This is a genomic window from Caulobacter segnis (assembly GCF_023935105.1).
GTDB classification, from domain to species: domain Bacteria; phylum Pseudomonadota; class Alphaproteobacteria; order Caulobacterales; family Caulobacteraceae; genus Caulobacter; species Caulobacter segnis_B.
In genome coordinates, this window is the sequence record NZ_CP096040.1 from 3,795,412 (window position 1) to 3,810,211 (window position 14,800).

At 66.8% G+C, this 14,800-nt stretch carries 15 protein-coding genes; 4 read left to right on the forward strand and 11 right to left on the reverse strand.

Annotation, left to right across the window (positions count from 1 at the left end):
* Window positions 1-21: 21 nt before the first annotated feature.
* A complete protein-coding gene (locus MZV50_RS17790) occupies window positions 22-900 on the reverse strand; it encodes a type IV toxin-antitoxin system AbiEi family antitoxin domain-containing protein (protein WP_252630629.1) in 879 nt (292 codons plus the stop codon).
* A 305-nt stretch (window positions 901-1,205) separates the two neighbouring features.
* Between MZV50_RS17790 and MZV50_RS17795 the strand changes: the two genes are divergently transcribed.
* Window positions 1,206-2,408 carry a Fic family protein gene (locus MZV50_RS17795; protein WP_252630630.1) on the forward strand — a complete coding sequence of 401 codons (1,203 nt, stop codon included), beginning with the start codon at window positions 1,206-1,208 and terminating at the stop codon, window positions 2,406-2,408.
* A gap of 501 nt (window positions 2,409-2,909) precedes the next feature.
* Here MZV50_RS17795 and MZV50_RS17800 read toward each other — a convergent pair.
* The 4 genes from MZV50_RS17800 to MZV50_RS17815 are packed head-to-tail and all read right to left on the reverse strand — an operon-like array spanning window position 2,910 to window position 7,042.
* The gene (locus tag MZV50_RS17800) at window positions 2,910-3,923 is read right to left on the reverse strand and encodes an AraC family transcriptional regulator (RefSeq protein ID WP_252630631.1); all 1,014 of its coding nucleotides are present in this window, start codon (window positions 3,921-3,923) and stop codon (window positions 2,910-2,912) included.
* 4 nt (window positions 3,924-3,927) lie between these two features.
* Window positions 3,928-5,004 carry an acetamidase/formamidase family protein gene (locus MZV50_RS17805; protein ID WP_252630632.1) on the reverse strand — a complete coding sequence of 359 codons (1,077 nt, stop codon included), beginning with the start codon at window positions 5,002-5,004 and terminating at the stop codon, window positions 3,928-3,930.
* 8 nt (window positions 5,005-5,012) lie between these two features.
* Window positions 5,013-5,816 carry a 4,5-DOPA dioxygenase extradiol gene (gene ygiD, locus MZV50_RS17810; RefSeq protein ID WP_252630633.1) on the reverse strand — a complete coding sequence of 268 codons (804 nt, stop codon included), beginning with the start codon at window positions 5,814-5,816 and terminating at the stop codon, window positions 5,013-5,015.
* A complete protein-coding gene (locus MZV50_RS17815) occupies window positions 5,813-7,042 on the reverse strand; it encodes an aromatic ring-hydroxylating oxygenase subunit alpha (RefSeq protein ID WP_252630634.1) in 1,230 nt (409 codons plus the stop codon). The genes ygiD and MZV50_RS17815 overlap by 4 nt, the downstream gene beginning before the upstream one ends.
* A gap of 269 nt (window positions 7,043-7,311) precedes the next feature.
* Here MZV50_RS17815 and MZV50_RS17820 point away from each other — a divergent pair, with 269 nt between their 5' ends.
* Genes MZV50_RS17820 through MZV50_RS17830 form a run of 3 tightly spaced genes read left to right on the forward strand, consistent with a single transcriptional unit; the run spans window position 7,312 to window position 9,535 of the window.
* Window positions 7,312-8,169: a TauD/TfdA dioxygenase family protein gene (locus MZV50_RS17820; RefSeq protein ID WP_252630635.1), complete on the forward strand. Its 858-nt coding sequence runs from the start codon at window positions 7,312-7,314 to the stop codon at window positions 8,167-8,169.
* A 23-nt stretch (window positions 8,170-8,192) separates the two neighbouring features.
* Window positions 8,193-9,026 carry an oxidoreductase gene (locus tag MZV50_RS17825; protein ID WP_252630636.1) on the forward strand — a complete coding sequence of 278 codons (834 nt, stop codon included), beginning with the start codon at window positions 8,193-8,195 and terminating at the stop codon, window positions 9,024-9,026.
* A 23-nt stretch (window positions 9,027-9,049) separates the two neighbouring features.
* Complete coding sequence (locus MZV50_RS17830) at window positions 9,050-9,535, forward strand: VOC family protein (protein WP_252630637.1); 486 nt, start codon at window positions 9,050-9,052, stop codon at window positions 9,533-9,535.
* Window position 9,536: 1 nt separating this feature from the next.
* Here the strand turns inward: MZV50_RS17830 and MZV50_RS17835 are convergent, their stop codons facing one another.
* The 6 genes from MZV50_RS17835 to MZV50_RS17860 are packed head-to-tail and all read right to left on the reverse strand — an operon-like array spanning window position 9,537 to window position 14,770.
* A complete protein-coding gene (locus tag MZV50_RS17835) occupies window positions 9,537-10,346 on the reverse strand; it encodes an NAD-dependent epimerase/dehydratase family protein (protein ID WP_252630638.1) in 810 nt (269 codons plus the stop codon).
* A gap of 2 nt (window positions 10,347-10,348) precedes the next feature.
* Window positions 10,349-11,161, reverse strand: coding sequence for a TauD/TfdA dioxygenase family protein (locus MZV50_RS17840; protein WP_252630639.1), 813 nt, complete (start codon window positions 11,159-11,161; stop codon window positions 10,349-10,351).
* 12 nt (window positions 11,162-11,173) lie between these two features.
* Window positions 11,174-11,668 (reverse strand): flavin reductase family protein, encoded by a 495-nt coding sequence (locus MZV50_RS17845; protein WP_252630640.1) that lies wholly within the window; start codon window positions 11,666-11,668, stop codon window positions 11,174-11,176.
* Window positions 11,668-13,053, reverse strand: coding sequence for a peptidase M20 (locus MZV50_RS17850; protein ID WP_252630641.1), 1,386 nt, complete (start codon window positions 13,051-13,053; stop codon window positions 11,668-11,670). The genes MZV50_RS17845 and MZV50_RS17850 overlap by 1 nt, the downstream gene beginning before the upstream one ends.
* 2 nt (window positions 13,054-13,055) lie before the next feature.
* Window positions 13,056-13,700, reverse strand: a complete 645-nt coding sequence (locus MZV50_RS17855) for a cysteine hydrolase (RefSeq protein ID WP_252630642.1) — start codon at window positions 13,698-13,700, stop codon at window positions 13,056-13,058.
* A 5-nt stretch (window positions 13,701-13,705) separates the two neighbouring features.
* Complete coding sequence (locus MZV50_RS17860; protein WP_252630643.1) at window positions 13,706-14,770, reverse strand: LLM class flavin-dependent oxidoreductase; 1,065 nt, start codon at window positions 14,768-14,770, stop codon at window positions 13,706-13,708.
* Window positions 14,771-14,800: the final 30 nt, after the last annotated feature.

Below are 14,800 nucleotides of genomic sequence, written 5' to 3' on the forward strand. Positions count from 1 at the left end.
CAGAGGGCAAGGCATGGCTGCCTACGAGTTGGCCACCGAGATGTTTAGCGAAATCATCCACCTTTCCGAGAAGACGGGCGTGTAGGGTCCGTCTGGATCGAGCTTGCGTGAACCGCCGCGCTGAGCGAATGCCGACCACGCCGAAATCTCCGACGCTTCGATCCCGACCACCTCGGTCAGGATATAGCCGGCGCGCACCTTGGCGATCTTGCTTTCGATTTCGTCCACGGCCTCGACGATGGCGTTGAGATGGTCCCTGGCATGACGACGCCACACGGTCATGACGCTTGCCATGCCGCCGCAGAAATGCGGCTCGACCAGCATGGTGGCGAACGTGGCCCCAACGGTCGATACTCGAACCTGGTCGATCTCGACGACGGTAACGGGTCGAGAGACCTCGTGAACGGCTATTGTTCGTCGACGAAGCCGATCGCCGAAGACGATCCTCGGATATGCAGGGCCCGCGTCGCGTTCGCCGAGTGCGGCGTTCCCTGTTTGGCGTTCCCCCCACGCCTTTCGCGTCAGGGTCGACAGATGCAGTGGGACGTCCGGTCCTCTTCGCAGATCGTGAAGACGCATGGCGGATGCATGCGAGACGTAGCAAAACGGATCGACGAGCGTTGCGACTTGTTCAGCGGTTTCTCCGCCCTCTCTGTCGAGGAGGCGATAGACGCCGCGACCAAAGTCACGATCCCGCGTCAGCATCCCTTCTCTTATGAATCGGGAGAGAAGCGCCGAGGCCCGAGGTCCGTCCCAGGCCTTCGGCAGACGGCTGATCGGCTCGCCTCGCCAGCGCCCGCTCGCAAAAAGCTCCTGGGTGAGGCGATAGAAATCCGGTTCAGTGACGACTCCGCTGCCGCGCTCATAGAGCGCATCCTCGACAGCGCCGGAAAACGACATGACCTGCTCACTGCCCCGCTTTATGTCCTAAGGACATAAAGCGGGGCAGTGAGGCGCGTCAATGAAATCCTCTCGGAGGGATTTCGACTTGCCGTCTGCTGGGCTTGGCCTTATGTCCTCAGGACATAAGGCCAAGCCCAGCGAGCGAAACGCTCCACCACCTGCGGCTCAGACACGCCAAAGCCCGATTATAAGATCGGCAAAAAGATCGGCAAAAAGATCGGCAAACATGCCCTCCTCTGAGGAGTTTCCTTTTAAGGGTTATAGCCTTAATAGGAATGTTCGAACTCTAAAAGATCGGCAAAATGAACGCGATTATCGAAACGCCGGGTCGGCTCGAACCTATGCGTTTGGAAGACGCCTCCACCGGCGACATAAATGAGGTTCTGGCGGAGCTCGCTTTCAAAGCCGGTCGTCTGGACAATGCGCTACGCCCCCGCCTGCAAGCCGAGGCCGCCAACCTCGTGCGCATCATGAACTGCTACTATTCCAATCTGATCGAAGGTCACACGACACGCCCGCGCGACATCGCCGCCGCAGTCGAGGGCGATCTTTCCGAGGATCCGGCCAAGCGCGACCTCCAACTCGAAGCCCGAGCCCACGTGATCGTCCAAGGCGCGATCGATCGAGAATTTCACGAAGGCGCCCTCGCCGACCCGGCGGCGGCCAATTTCATCCGCCGGCTTCATCGTGACTTCTACGCTCAAGTCCCCGACGTGTTTCGAGAGATCAAAGGCAAAAACTTCAGCTTCATGATGGAGCCGGGCGTTTTCCGCCACGAGCCCGAACACGACGTCGAAGTCGGCCGTCACATCCCTCCATCCAGCGATCGCGTCGCGGACTTCATGGCTCGCTTTCACGCGGTTTATGGAGAACGTTCAGGTCGCTTGCGAGCAAGGCTGATCGACATACCCGCTGCTCATCACCGGTTCGCCTACATCCACCCCTTTCCGGATGGAAACGGACGCGTGGGCCGGCTTATGACCCACGCGATGTTCCTGAAGGCCGGAATGGGCGCCGGCGGCCTCTGGTCTATTTCGCGGGGCTTGGCGCGCGGCCTTCAAGACCGCGAAGAATACATGTCGATGCTGGCGATGGCCGACAGCCCCCGACAAGGCGATTTGGACGGCCGCGGCAACCTCTCGCTCAAGGCGCTTCAGTCGTTCACGCTGTGGTTTTTGCGCGTTGCGCTCGACCAAGTTGAATTCATGACCAGCCTGTTCGACCTCGACAATCTATCCACTCGCCTTCGACGCCTGGTCGAGACCGACGTCGAGCTCGATCCGCGCGGCGCGGCGCTTTTACAAGCCGCTCTGGCGCGGGACGAAATTCCGCGAGGAGAGGCCTCGGCGATTACCGGCATGAGCGACAGAAGCGCCAGATCGATTCTGGCGCAGCTTACTCAAAAGGGTTTGCTCGTCAGCGACACGCCCAAGACGCCTGTCCGCCTCGGCCTTCCAACCGACTACATCGACCAGCTCTTCCCAAGGCTGTTCTACGAGGTTTGACCGATCGGGTTTGGCGCCTATCCCGCAAGCGGCGGACATAGAGGCTGCACTAAACGCCCAAGACGCGCCTTTCGCGCTTACCCGAACCGATAGATCCTATGGACGTTCGCGCCGTCAGTCGCTAGCAGACCCGCGTCTCAACGGACTTCACGATGGCTACAAACCGGTCCGAGGCGCTCACCGGCGCCCGCAAACTCTGCCGCACGATGGCGAGCGCGCCGTTACCACAGGCCCGCGCGCGCGAACTCTTCCAAGTGCTCATACGGGCCAGGGGTTGGAGTTCCGCCGAAGAGGCAGCCATCGCCGAGCTGGGCGCCTGGCTAGACACCCGCCCGGCGCCAAGCGCGCTGAAGGATCGCTGCGAGAAACTGCTCGGCCGCCTCTAATCGGCGCCAAGCCTATGGATCGAGCATGACGTCGTGACTTCGATCGGCGATCTGTTCGCCCGCTCTTGGAGCGAGCTTACCGTGATAGGCAGGCGTCGCGATGAAGCCAGAACGCTCAGATGACAGTGAAGTCCGGCGTCGATGCGCCGCGCGCCGCGGCGGGCTGAAAGCGGGGCGAGGTCTCGCGCTCGCGCCCCTGCCGGAACTCGCGGGGCGACTGACCGTACTGCTCGCGGAAGGCGCGGCTGAAGTGGGCCGAGCCGTTGAAGCCCCAGCGGAAGCAGATCTCCGAGATCGACAGCCGCGCGTGCTGCGGGCTGGCCAGGTCGATACGGCAGCGCTCCAGCCGGCGCAGGCGCAGATAGTGGCTGAAGGTCTCGTTGGCCGAGGCGAAGAGCTTCTGGACGTAGCGCGGCGAGACCCCCTCCTCGTTGGCGACGCGGCGCAAGGAGAGTTCAGGGTCCGGTAGCAGGGTCTCGATCGTCTGGCACAGCCGCTGCAGGTGCGAGGTCGGCGTCGCCGCGTCCAGGGCGTCAGCATTGGCTGCGCCCTGCTCGATCAGGCACTGGGCCAGGAATTCGGTCAGGGCCAGGTCCACCGGCCGCAGTTGGTCGACGGAGAGGTTCTCCAGCTCCTCGGCCGTGCCGCGCAGCAGGTCCGACAGGATGCGCGGCACCCCCTTGGAACCCTCCAGCCAGCCGACCCGCAGGTTGAAGGGCTTGATCAGGCGATGGTCCAGGGCGACGCGCGGGGCGCGGACAAAGAGCAGGCGCGAGCGGGTGTCCAGCCGCAGGGCCGCCGCCTGGCCCGTTGGACCGAAGGCGATGTCGCCGGTCGAGACACCGACCGCCAGATCGTCGGTCACCAGGGTCGCCTCGCCGTGCAGCAGCACCGCCAGCCATACCGCCGCCGGCTGCCCCGACAGGCGGCCCGAGATGGTCTGGGCCCCGGCCTCGACCAGGGCGAACTCGATGCCGAGCGGCGAGGTCAGGCAGATGACCGAGGCCGCCGCCGGTTCGCCGTCCGACAGGCCCTCGATCGGCAGGCCCAGACGCCCCATCGCCTCGCGCCAGGCCTCGGCGCGTTCGGCGCGGGGGTGGCTTTCGGTGCTGAACGACCAGGCCTTCATCGTTCTATGCCTTGAGCTTGGGGAAGATGTCGCGCGGGATGCGGACGTGGCAGCCCTGGGTGCCATCGACCACCTGCGTGACGCCGAAGTCGGCCGCGACACTCATCAGCGAATAGGCGTCGTTCTTCGACAGCCCGACCTGATCGCTGAGCAGGCTCAGCATCTTGGTCGAGGCGTCGCGCATCGCCAGGTTCAGGTCCTCGTTGAAGCCGTGGACGATCCACCACTTGGGCGTCTCCAGCAGCGGCCCCGGGGTCTGGATGTCCTTGCGCAGCACGATCTGCATCAGAACGTTCAGCGAGCTCTCGATGGCCGTGCCCGACAACTCTCCATCGCCCTGGCTGACGTGCGGATCGCCGATCGAGAACAGGCCTCCGTCGACCTGCACGGTGTAGTACATCGTCGCCCCCGCCCCGATGCGCCAGTTGTCGATGTTGCCGCCGTGCTCGCCGGGCGGGATGGTGCTGACGCGCCCGTCGACGGCCGGGGCCACGCCGGCGGTGCCCAGGTGCGGACGCGCCGGAATCCGCACGCCCTTCAGGGCCGGCTGGCGGTCGCATTCGGGGCAGTGGGTGACCGTGCCCGGGATCAGGTACTTGCCCTCGAAGTCATAGGCGTAGAGGGCGCTGGCGGTGTTGGTGTTCGGGTCCAGCTCGTAGATGGTCACCCGCTCCTTCTCGCCGAACTCCTTGTAGAGATAGCCCCAGTTGGCCGCGAGGTTGGAGCCGTAGTTGTTGCGCGGGACCATGCGCAGGTAGCGCACCTCCAGCACGTCGCCCGGCTTGGCGCCTTCGACGTAGATGGGCCCCGTCATGATGTGGACGCCGGGGTTGCGGTCCTCCTCGGGGATCTCCTTGAAGATCCGGGTGACGCCCTCGTCCATCATCAGCTCGGGCGCGTCGCCGGCATGGTGGGTGATCGCCTCGGCCTGGATCAGGTCGCCGCTCTTGACCCTCAGGGCCGGCCGGGTCGACGGATCGAAATAGCCCCAGTGCACGGTTTGGGGCGTGGCCCTCAGGGTGTGCAGGGCGCCGGGAACGACGTCGGGGCGGGTCTGGCCGGGTTCGCAGATGAAGGGCATCGGGGTCCTCAGGCGCTGGCCGGATGGGGTGTGGAGAGCGTGACCGAGGTCATGCTCAGCGAGCCATGCTCGATGTGGTCGGGAGCGAAGGTCGGGACGTCGCCGGGCAGGCGCGCGCCCAGGACGTAGAGCAGCGGCCAATAGTGGTCGGGCGTCGGCACGGAACGCTGAGCGTCCTGGCCCTGGCTCTCGAAGCCCACCACCCGCTCGGGCGCATCCTCGACGATGGCGGTCTTGATGTAGTCGTTGAAGCGCTGTGACCAGTCATAGGGCGCGCAGTGGCGGTCGCCCCAGTCCATGGCCGGCAGGTTATGGACGATGTTGCCGGTGCCGACGATCAGCACGCCCTCGTCACGCAGGGGCGCCAGGCGCTGGCCGATCTCGTAGTGCCAGGCTGGCGGCTTGGCGGCGTCCATGCTGAGCTGGACCACCGGCACGTCGGCGTCCGGGAACGCCTTGCCCAGCACCGACCAGGTTCCGTGGTCCAGGCCCCAGCCGCCCTCGTCCAGCGCCACCGGCGTGGGGCTGAGGATCTCGCGCACCCGCGCGGCCAGCTCGGGCGAACCCGGCGCCGGGTACTGCTGGTCGAACAGCGCCTTGGGGAACGAGGCCCCGAAGTCGTGGATGGTGCGCGGCCGGGTCATGGCTGTCACCGCGACGCCGCGCGTCAGCCAGTGGGCCGAGACGCAGAGGATCGCCTTGGGCTTGCCGACGGCGTCGCCCATGGCCTTCCAGGTCCGGGTGGTGTCGTTGGTCTCCAGCGCGATCATCGGGCTGCCGTGACCGAAGAAGATGACGGGCAGGCGGCTCATGCGGCGGCCTCCGAATTGGCCGGCGCCGGCGCGTCGCCCGCTTTCAACGTCGCCCAGGCCTTCTGGTAGCGCGGCGCAAGCCAGCGGTTGAACTGCACCTGCGCCCCCTCCTGCCAGGAGTAGCGCCCCCGGATGGCGAAGCGCGAACGCAGGCCCTGCTGGACCAGTTCGTCGACGTGCATGTCCTGGGCGATGATCTTGCCGGCCGAGGTCATGATCATCTCGAGGCGCTCCTCGAAGCCCGGGCTCTCGGTCGCGCCGGGCGCCACCAAGATGCCGGTGTCCTGCTCCATGGTCTCTGGACCGGTGGGGCGCAGGATCAGGTAGATGACCATGTCGCTGGTCATCACCAGCGACAGCGTCGGCGGGATGTTGGCGAAGGTCGCGCGGTTGCGATCCTCCTCCGTCAGCTTCGGGAAGATCGGCAGCACCGCCTTCTGGGTCGGGTTGAAGCTGGCGTCGGCGTGCAGGGTGCCGTTGTAGCGCAGGAAACCGGCGTCGCCCGCCTCTGCCTCGGGGAAGCTGCACAGCTCGCTGGGAATGAAGTCGTGGAGCGGCCCGCGGTGCAGCTTGCTGGCGTGGTAGCCGTCATTGTTGTTCTCGAACATCACCTTCCAGTTCCAGGCGAACTGACCGGTCATCGGCGGGCTGAGGCCGTCGGCGCTTTCGAGGTCGTAGTTGGCCACGGCCGCCTCGACGGCGGTGAGGCGCGGCGCCAGGGGCGCGGCCTCGGCGTCGAAATTGATGAAGATGAAGCCCAGCCAGATCTCGACCTTGAAGGTCGGCAGCTTCACGGCCTTCTTGTCGAAGTCGCAGGTGCGCTCCATCGCCGGGGCGTTCACCAGGTCGCCGTTCAGCGAATAGACCCAGTGATGGTAGGGGCAAACGAACCCGCGCGTATTGCCCCTGCCCTCGGCCACCAGCATGGCGCGGTGCTGGCACACGGCCGACATCGCCTTGATCTGGTTGTCGCGGTTGCGGGTGACGATGATCGGCTCGCCGATGATCCGCGTCGTGAAGAAGTCGCCGGGCTCCTTCACCCAGTCCACGCGGCCGACGCACAGCCATTCGTGATTGAACAGCGCCTCCTTCTCGAACGCGTAGAAGTCGGGGTCGACATAGCAGGCGGGCGGCAGGGTCTCGGCGGCTCCCACGTCCTGCATGGAGCTGGAGAGGCCTTCGAAGAAGGCGTCGCTGAAGAAGCCGTTCGGCGGGCGCAGGCTCATCGTGAAGCGCTCTAAAGAAGTCGGAAGTCGACCATCACGCTAGGACCGCAGCGTGGGCCGGTCTTGCTCCAGCGCGCACGAAGAGTTGGTCATCGCGCGCCCCTGACGGCGCGACGCCACATTCGCGGGCGATCGGCGCCCGGATGCCGCCGCCGGCGCCCAAGAGCGGGTCAATCCTCGGGTGGACGAGAAAGCCGTCGTGCGCGCTGATGCAAGACCGCCATGACGCGGAGGCCTAGTTTCAACGACATCGCACCACGGAGGACGCCATGACGCTGACCGCCGACCTCGCCATCCAGGACCTGAAGCCGGGCTTCGGGGCCGAGATTTCCGGCATCGACCTGGCCTCCGCCTCGGACGCGGCCATCGACCAGGTGGTCGACACCTTCCACCGCCATGGCGCCATCGCCCTGCGCGACCAGAAGATGACGCCCGACGACCTGATGCGCTTCATCGGCCGGTTCGGCGATCCCGAGGACCACACCCAGACCCGCTTCACCCTGCCGGGCTATCCGAAGATCTTCATCCTCAGCAACCGGGTCGTGGATGGCCAGCCAATCGGCGCTCACAACGACGGGGTGGGCTGGCACACCGACTACAGCTACAAGCCCGAGCCGGTCATGCTGACCATGCTTTACGCGGTCGAGGTTCCGGACGAGGGCTCCGACACCCTGCTGGCCGACGGCTGCGCGGCCTGGAACGCCCTGCCCGCCGACAAGCAGGCGATGCTGGAAGGGCTGCGGCTGCACCACAGCTACAAGCACTTCATGGCCACCCGTCAGTTCGGCCAGCAGCAGAACCTCTCGCCCGAGCTGGAGGCGGCCAATCCCGACGTCGAGCACCCGCTGATCCGCACCCACCCGGCCGACGGCCGAAAAGCGCTGTGGCCTTCGACCGGCACGGTCACCGAGGTGATTGGCATGCCCGGCCCGGCGGGCCTGGCGCTGCTGGACGAGCTCGTCGAGTTCATGACCCAAGACCAGTTCGTCTATCGCCACCAGTGGCGGTTCGGCGACCTGCTGATGTGGGACAACCGCTGCACCCTGCACACCGGCACGCTGTACGACGACACCAAGTACATCCGGACCATGCACCGCTTGTGGGTCAAGGGCGACAAGCCCTACTGAGCCTCGCTCACGAGGAACTCCACATGACCAAGACCTGGATGATCACGGGCGTCTCCGGCGGCCTGGGGCGCGAGATCGCCCGGGCGGCCCTGGCGCGCGGCGACGTCGTCGTCGGCACGGTGCGCAAGCCCGAGGCCGCCGCCGCCTTCGAGGCTTTCGCGCCCGGCCGCGCCCACGGCGTGGTCATGGACGTGACCGACACGGCGGCCGCGACCGCCGCCGTCGCCAGGGCCGAGAGCGTGACCGGGACCATCGACGTCCTGGTCAACAACGCCGGCTACGGCCTGGTCGGCGCGGTCGAGGAAGCTTCTCTCGAGGAAGTTCGAGCCCAGTTCGAGACCAACGTCTTCGGCCCGCTGGCGGTGCTGAAGGCCGCCCTGCCCGCCATGCGCGCCCGCCGCGCCGGCCGGATCATCAACATCACCTCGGTCTCGGGGCTGGCCGTCTGGGCCGGCACCGGCGTCTACTGCGCCAGCAAGTGGGCGCTGGAAGGCCTGACCCAGACCCTGGCCCAGGAGGTCGCCGAGCTGGGGATCAAGGTCGTCAACGTCGCTCCCGGCGGGCTGCGCACCGACTTCGCCCAGGGCTCCAAGACCATCGTGGCCGAGAAGTTCGCCGACTATGACGGCCTGGCGCGCGACGCCGAGCGGATCATGGCCGACCACGCCGGCCAGGAGCCCGGCGATCCGACCAAGGCCGCCCTGGCCATCCTGACCATCGCCGACGCCGAGGACCCGCCGCTGCACCTGCTGCTGGGCGAGGACGCCCTGAAGTACGCCGGCTACGCCGCCCAGGGCCTGGCCGCCGACATCGACGCCTGGAAGGCCCTGACCCTGTCCATCGGCTTCAACGACTGACCCTAGACGCGAGCGAGCCTCAAGTGACCAACACCCTGATCTTCGTCGACCTGGCCTCCGAGGACCCGTCCAAGGCCGGCGACTTCTACGCCAAGGTCTTCGGCTGGCAGAACGACGCCCGCCCCGAGGGCGTCTATCACCGCATGGTGCCGGGCGGCTTCTTCAAGAAGTCCGACGGGACCGACAGCGAGATCGGCAACCTGCACCTGGGAATCTTCAAGGCCGCCAACGCCCGCCCCCATCCGGAGCCCGAGGGGGTCGAGCCCCGCGTCCTGAGCGCCGACGGCCGCAAGCCGCGCGTCTGGGTGCTGATCAGCGACGACGACAGCGCCGACCGCATCCTCGGTACCGCCGAGGACCTGGGCGCGACGATCCTCTGGCGGAACCACTATTGGAAGGAATTCAACGGCTACAACCACGCCTTCCGCGACCCTTGGGGCAACGAGATCGTCCTGTGGGGCAAGGCCGGTCAGGATCCGCAAATCCCGGCCGACTTCACGCGCGAATAGGCTAACCCACGCGCGAAGGGTCGCCGACGAAGTCCTTGGCGCAGTACCAGCCGCCCTGGAACGGGGCGGCGGCCGGATCCTCGGGCGGGCTGGAGGCCATGACCTCCCCCGCCCAGGCCTCGGCGTTGTCGCGCGGTTCGTAGCCCAGGAACGCCACGGCCGAATTGTCCCAGAAGTTCCGAGTGTTGGCCGAGACGCCGTAGACCGTGGCGTAGCCGAAGTCCGGCGCCTCGATCCCGCAGCGGACCAACTCGACCATGTCGCGCGGGCTGACCCAGACGGCCAGTTGGCGCGGGTCAGACGGCCGCTCGCGATAGGCGCCAATGCGAAGGCTTAAGACCTGCAGGCCGAACTTGTCGGCGTACATCCGACCCATCGCCTCGCCGAACACCTTGCTGACGCCGTAGTAGCTGTCGGGACGTGGGACCAGGGTCTCGACCGTCGCTGTTTCGCGCCGGTGGAAGCCGGCGGCGTGGTGCGACGAGGCGAACAGCACCCGCTTCACGCCGGCGATCCGCGCGGCCTCGAAGAGATTGTGCACGCCGACGATATTAGCCGGCAGCACCTGCTCCCAGGCGTTGGTCTCGGGCTCGACCGGCACGCCGGCCATGTGGACCACGCAGTCGATCCCGGCCATCGCCGCGACCAGGCCGTCGAGGTCGAGCAGGTCGACCTTCACGGTCTCCTCCCCCGGCCCCGCCGCGTCCAGCGGCGCGATGTCGGCCAGGCGCATCAGGGCATAGCGGCTGGCGAGGCCGGACCGGATCGCCGACCCGATGCCGCCGGCCGCGCCGAGCATGAGAACGTTCAAGCTCAGAACGGCTTATCGCCGGCCACCGTCACCCGGTAGCCCGTGCGAGTGTCGGGGAAATAGTCCCAGATCGCCTGGTGCCAGGTACAGCGGTTGTCCCAGAAGGCCACCGAGTTCTCCTTCCAGCGGAAGCGCACCTGGAAGTCTGGGTTGCTGGCGTGCTGGTAGAGGAACTCCAAGATCGCGCGGCTCTCGGCCTTGGACACTCCCGCGATATGGGTGGTGTAGGACGGATTGACGAACAGGCTCTTCCTGCCGCTGACCGGATGGGTCCGCACGATCGGATGGGTCGAGCAATTGTACTGGCGGTCGATGTCCGGGAAGATCGCCTTGTAGACCGGGTTGGCGTCATGGACGGCGTGCAGGCCCTCCAGATAGGTCTTCATCCGGTCCGACAGGGTGTCATAGGCCCAGTACATGCTGGCGAAGCAGGTGTCGCCGCCGTCGTCGGGCAGGACCTTCATGTAGAGGATGCTGCCCAGCGGCGGCTCGGGATCGCAAGTCAGGTCCGAGTGCCAGTTCTCGCCGGCCACGAACTTGGAATTGGCGTCGGCGTGAATGGCCACGATCTCCGGATGGTCCGGCAGGCCGGGCACGCCCGAGTGGATCGCCAGGTCGCCGAACTTGCGCCCGAAGTCCTTGTGGGCCTCGTGCGACATGTCCTGGTCGCGGAAGAAGATCACCTGGTGCTGGGTCAGGGCCTGGTGGATCTCCTCGAACTGTCGGTTCGAGAGGGGCTTGCCCAGGTCGACGCCGAAGATCTCCGCCCCGATGCGGCGGGTCATGGGCTTCACGTCGAGCACGTCGTAGCTCATCTGCCTTTGTCCCTAAGCGTTCAGGAAGCCGCCGCGCACATAGACGAGCGGCGTCTTGGTTTCGTCGGTCACGACGCGCAGCACGCGTCCGACCAGGATCTCGTGATCGCCGCCGTCATGGGCGGCGCGCACTTCGCACTCGACCGAGGTGACCGAGCCGGCCAGCAGCGGCGCGCCGCAGACCCCGGCCTCGACGGCGGTCAGGGCGAAGCGGTCGTCGGCCCCACTCTTGGCGAAGCGATAGGCCAGGTCGCCCTGGTCCTGGGCCAGGATGTTGACGCAGAAGGTCCGAGCCTGGCTCAGCGCCGCCAGGGTGCGGCTGTCGCGCTTGAGGCAGACCATGACCAGCGGCGGGTCCATCGACACCGAGCTGAAGGCGCTGACCGTCGTGCCGACCAGGCGTCCATCATGGCAGGCGGTGACCACGGTCACCCCGGCGGGGAAGCTGCCCATGGCCTTGCGGAAGTCCGCCGGCTCGGGCGCTGAGGGTTGGATCGCCGCGCTCATCACGCGTCCCCGAACGGGTTGTCGGGATAGACCGCCGAGGCGGGGCGCTTGGCGCTCTCGTCGGAGCTGGCTCGGCCGCAGACCGCCAGGGCGGTCAGGGCGTAGATCAGGGCGCTGTCGACCAGATCCTTGGGCGTCGGCCGCCAGCGGCGGAAGCCGGTCGTGATGGCCGGAATCCGCTGCATGTTGAAGACGTTGTGGTCGCGCCACATGCTGGAATAGACCGGATTGGCCAGGGCGACCGGATGGCCCAGGCCCAGCTGGGTGGCCACATCCACGGCGCCGACCAGCGGCGCGACCTCGGCGGCGTCGGCCTCGAAGCCATGGCGCACCACGACCGGCTCGATGTCGATGCGGCCTAGGCCTGCCTCGCGGACCATGGCCTCCAGCGAATGCTGGACGTCGGCCACGCGCTGCTTGGGCGTCAGGCCGACCTCCAGATAGAGGTTCACCAGTTCGGTCCCCGCCCCGAACGCGAACGGGATGCCGCCGCGCACCGAGCCGATCTGCGACTTGGGCTGGGCCACGCCGCCGGGGCTGTCATAGCGATTGTTCTTCTCATACGCGCCGCTCCAGGCGTGGATCGCCTCGGTCAGCTTGCCCAACTTGTAGATCGGGTTGGGATGCTGGGCCGCCGTCGCCGGATGCTCCAGCAACGGGGTGAAGACCCCCTCCCCCCACACCTGGAAGCGAAACACCGCATAGCCACAGCCCACCCAGGTCAGGCCGAAGTCGCAGCCCTCGGCGGCGATGGCGTAGTCGGGCGCGACGCCGCCGTGGTGGAACAGATAGTGGGCCCCGATGTCCTTACCCATATAGGCCACGCCCCGGTGCTCCTCGATCGGCTCGGGGCCGATCTCGCCGGGACAGGCGGTCAGGTACATCTTGCCGGCCAGCTCGTAGCCGGCCTTCTTCAGCGCCTTGGCCGCGATCAGGAAGCAGCTCATCGGCCCGCGGTCGTTGGCGATCGGATAGCCGTAGAGCTTGCCGTCCTCCAGCCAGCACTTCTCCCATTCGGGATTGGCCAGGGTCTCGGGGCTGTACTTGTAGGCGTCCAGATCCGGGTTCCAGGTCGGCGCCTCGGTGTCGAGGTGGGCAGTGAACAGCAGGTTCTTCCCGACCCCCTTGCCGCCGTGCGTGCCGATGACGTTCGGCCGCTCGGGCGTGGCCCCGACCTTGCGCGGCGAGAAGCCTTCACGCGCCATCCAGTCGTAGACGTAGTTGGCGACCTCCAACTCCTTGCCGGAGGGCGCGGGAATGTTGCCCAGGGTCAGGGCCAGCTCGACGATCTCGGCCTCGTCGATGGCGGCGGCGATCGCCGCGCGATCGGCCTCGGTGACCTTGTAGGGGGCGCTGGCGCCCAGGTTGGGAAATCCATCGGCCATGGTCAAACGCTCCAGGCGGCGGCGATCGCGGCCGTATCGGTCAGGATCGCGCTGTTCAGTTCCATCACCTTCAGCGAGGCCGCGTGGAGGTCGGCCTCGTAGGCGGCGCACGCATCGGCGGCGACGAACACATGGTAGTCCAGGCTGAAGGCGTCACGCACGGTGCTGTCGACGCAGCACTCGGTGGTCAGGCCCGCCACGACCAGGGTGTCGACGCCCAGGGCCTTCAGCCGCGCGTCGAGGTCCGTGCCGACGAAGCCGCTGTAGCGGGCCTTCTTCACCACCGCCTCGCCCGGCAAGGGTCGAGGGCCGTAGAAGGCCGAGCCCACATCGCCGTCCCGGCAGAGGGCGCTCTCGTCGTCGGGATTTCCGCCCCGGCGGCGCATGCGCTCCTTCCAGCTGGGCGAGTCGGTCTCCGGCGCGGTGAAGAGACCCACGAAGACCACGGGCGCTCCGGCGGCGCGCGCCGCGCCGACCAGCCGTTCGGCGGCGGCCACGGCGGGCTGGACCGCGGCCATGTCGACGTACTGGCTCAGCGCGCCCTTGGGCGAGGCGAAGTCCACCTGGATATCGATCACCACCACGGCCGTGCGTGACGGCGCGATCCAGGCGGCCAGACCCTCCCCAATCGAAGCTACCGAGGTCATCGTATTCACGAGAACACCGCCCGCAGACCGGGCAGAATCTCGGACCCGAACATGGTCAGCCCCTCGACATAGTCAGGAAAGATCATCATCAGGCCGTCCAGCTCGCAATAGCGCAGGTACTCCTCGATCTGCGCGCCGCAGGTCTTGGGCGAACCGACCACGGTGTGGGTCATGAACGCGCCCTGGGCCTTTGCCACCGTCGACAGCTTCTCGGCCGGCACGCCCCAGCTCTCTAGCATGGCGAGGATGGCGCCCATGTCGGCGCCGCCCTTGTAGTACTCGACCTTGGCCTCGGCGTCGGCGTCGGTGTCGCCATGGATCACCGTGCACATGGCGAAGGTCTTGATCGTCTTGCCCATCTCGCCGGCGACCTTCTTGGCCCGCAGCGACGCGTCACGGCGCTCGTCGGGCGTGCGACCGCCGATGAAGCAGATGTCGGCCTCGCGCACCGAGAACTGGAAGCCCCGGTCGCTCATGCCGGCGCAGACCAGGTCCGGACGTGGTTTGGACAACGGCTTGGGCTTGGACTGGCAGTCCTTCATCGTGAAGTACTTGCCGGCGAAGTCGACGCTGTCCTCGGACCAAAGGCGCTTGACGATCGTGGTCCACTCCTCGGTCAGGGCGTACCGGTCATCGTGAGACAGGTTGTCGTCCCACGCGCCCATCTGGTCGAACTCGCCCTTGTAGGCGCCGGCGACGATGTTCAGCCCCGCGCGGCCGCCGCTGATGTGGTCCAGGGTGGCGATCATCTTGGCCGCTACGGCCGGGTTCTGCAGCAGCGGGTGGATGGTCGCCCAGATCTTCACGGTCTTGGTGGCTTCGGCGATGCCGGCCATCATGGTGACGGACTCCAGGGCCGTGCCCCAGTGGTCGGTCTCGCCGCCGAAGCCGCGGAACTTGCCCATCGACATCACGAAGTCCATGCCGACCTCGTCGGCCTTCACGGCCGCCGCGCGGTTCGTCTCATAGAGACCGTCGAGAACCGGCGCGGTCTTGGAGATGATCCAGCCGCCGTTGGCGACCGGCAGGAACACCCCAAAATCCTTGTGCTGGGAAGGACGGTGGAACATGGCGTTACTCTCCTTGTTCTTTGATCTTGG

Bases quoted from the DNA above. Each gene is read 5' to 3' on its own strand.
- MZV50_RS17795 (WP_252630630.1), top strand. From the start codon at position 1,206: ATGAACGCGATTATCGAAACGCCGGGTCGGCTCGAACCTATGCGTTTG.
- MZV50_RS17825 (WP_252630636.1), top strand. From the start codon at position 8,193: ATGACCAAGACCTGGATGATCACGGGCGTCTCCGGCGGCCTGGGGCGC.
- MZV50_RS17850 (WP_252630641.1), bottom strand. From the start codon at position 13,053: ATGGCCGATGGATTTCCCAACCTGGGCGCCAGCGCCCCCTACAAGGTC.
- MZV50_RS17840 (WP_252630639.1), bottom strand. From the start codon at position 11,161: ATGAGCTACGACGTGCTCGACGTGAAGCCCATGACCCGCCGCATCGGG.
- ygiD (WP_252630633.1), bottom strand. From the start codon at position 5,816: ATGAGCCGCCTGCCCGTCATCTTCTTCGGTCACGGCAGCCCGATGATC.
- MZV50_RS17820 (WP_252630635.1), top strand. From the start codon at position 7,312: ATGACGCTGACCGCCGACCTCGCCATCCAGGACCTGAAGCCGGGCTTC.
- MZV50_RS17860 (WP_252630643.1), bottom strand. From the start codon at position 14,770: ATGTTCCACCGTCCTTCCCAGCACAAGGATTTTGGGGTGTTCCTGCCG.
- MZV50_RS17845 (WP_252630640.1), bottom strand. From the start codon at position 11,668: ATGAGCGCGGCGATCCAACCCTCAGCGCCCGAGCCGGCGGACTTCCGC.
- MZV50_RS17790 (WP_252630629.1), bottom strand. From the start codon at position 900: ATGTCGTTTTCCGGCGCTGTCGAGGATGCGCTCTATGAGCGCGGCAGC.
- MZV50_RS17815 (WP_252630634.1), bottom strand. From the start codon at position 7,042: ATGAGCCTGCGCCCGCCGAACGGCTTCTTCAGCGACGCCTTCTTCGAA.
- MZV50_RS17855 (WP_252630642.1), bottom strand. From the start codon at position 13,700: ATGACCTCGGTAGCTTCGATTGGGGAGGGTCTGGCCGCCTGGATCGCG.
- MZV50_RS17800 (WP_252630631.1), bottom strand. From the start codon at position 3,923: ATGAAGGCCTGGTCGTTCAGCACCGAAAGCCACCCCCGCGCCGAACGC.
- MZV50_RS17805 (WP_252630632.1), bottom strand. From the start codon at position 5,004: ATGCCCTTCATCTGCGAACCCGGCCAGACCCGCCCCGACGTCGTTCCC.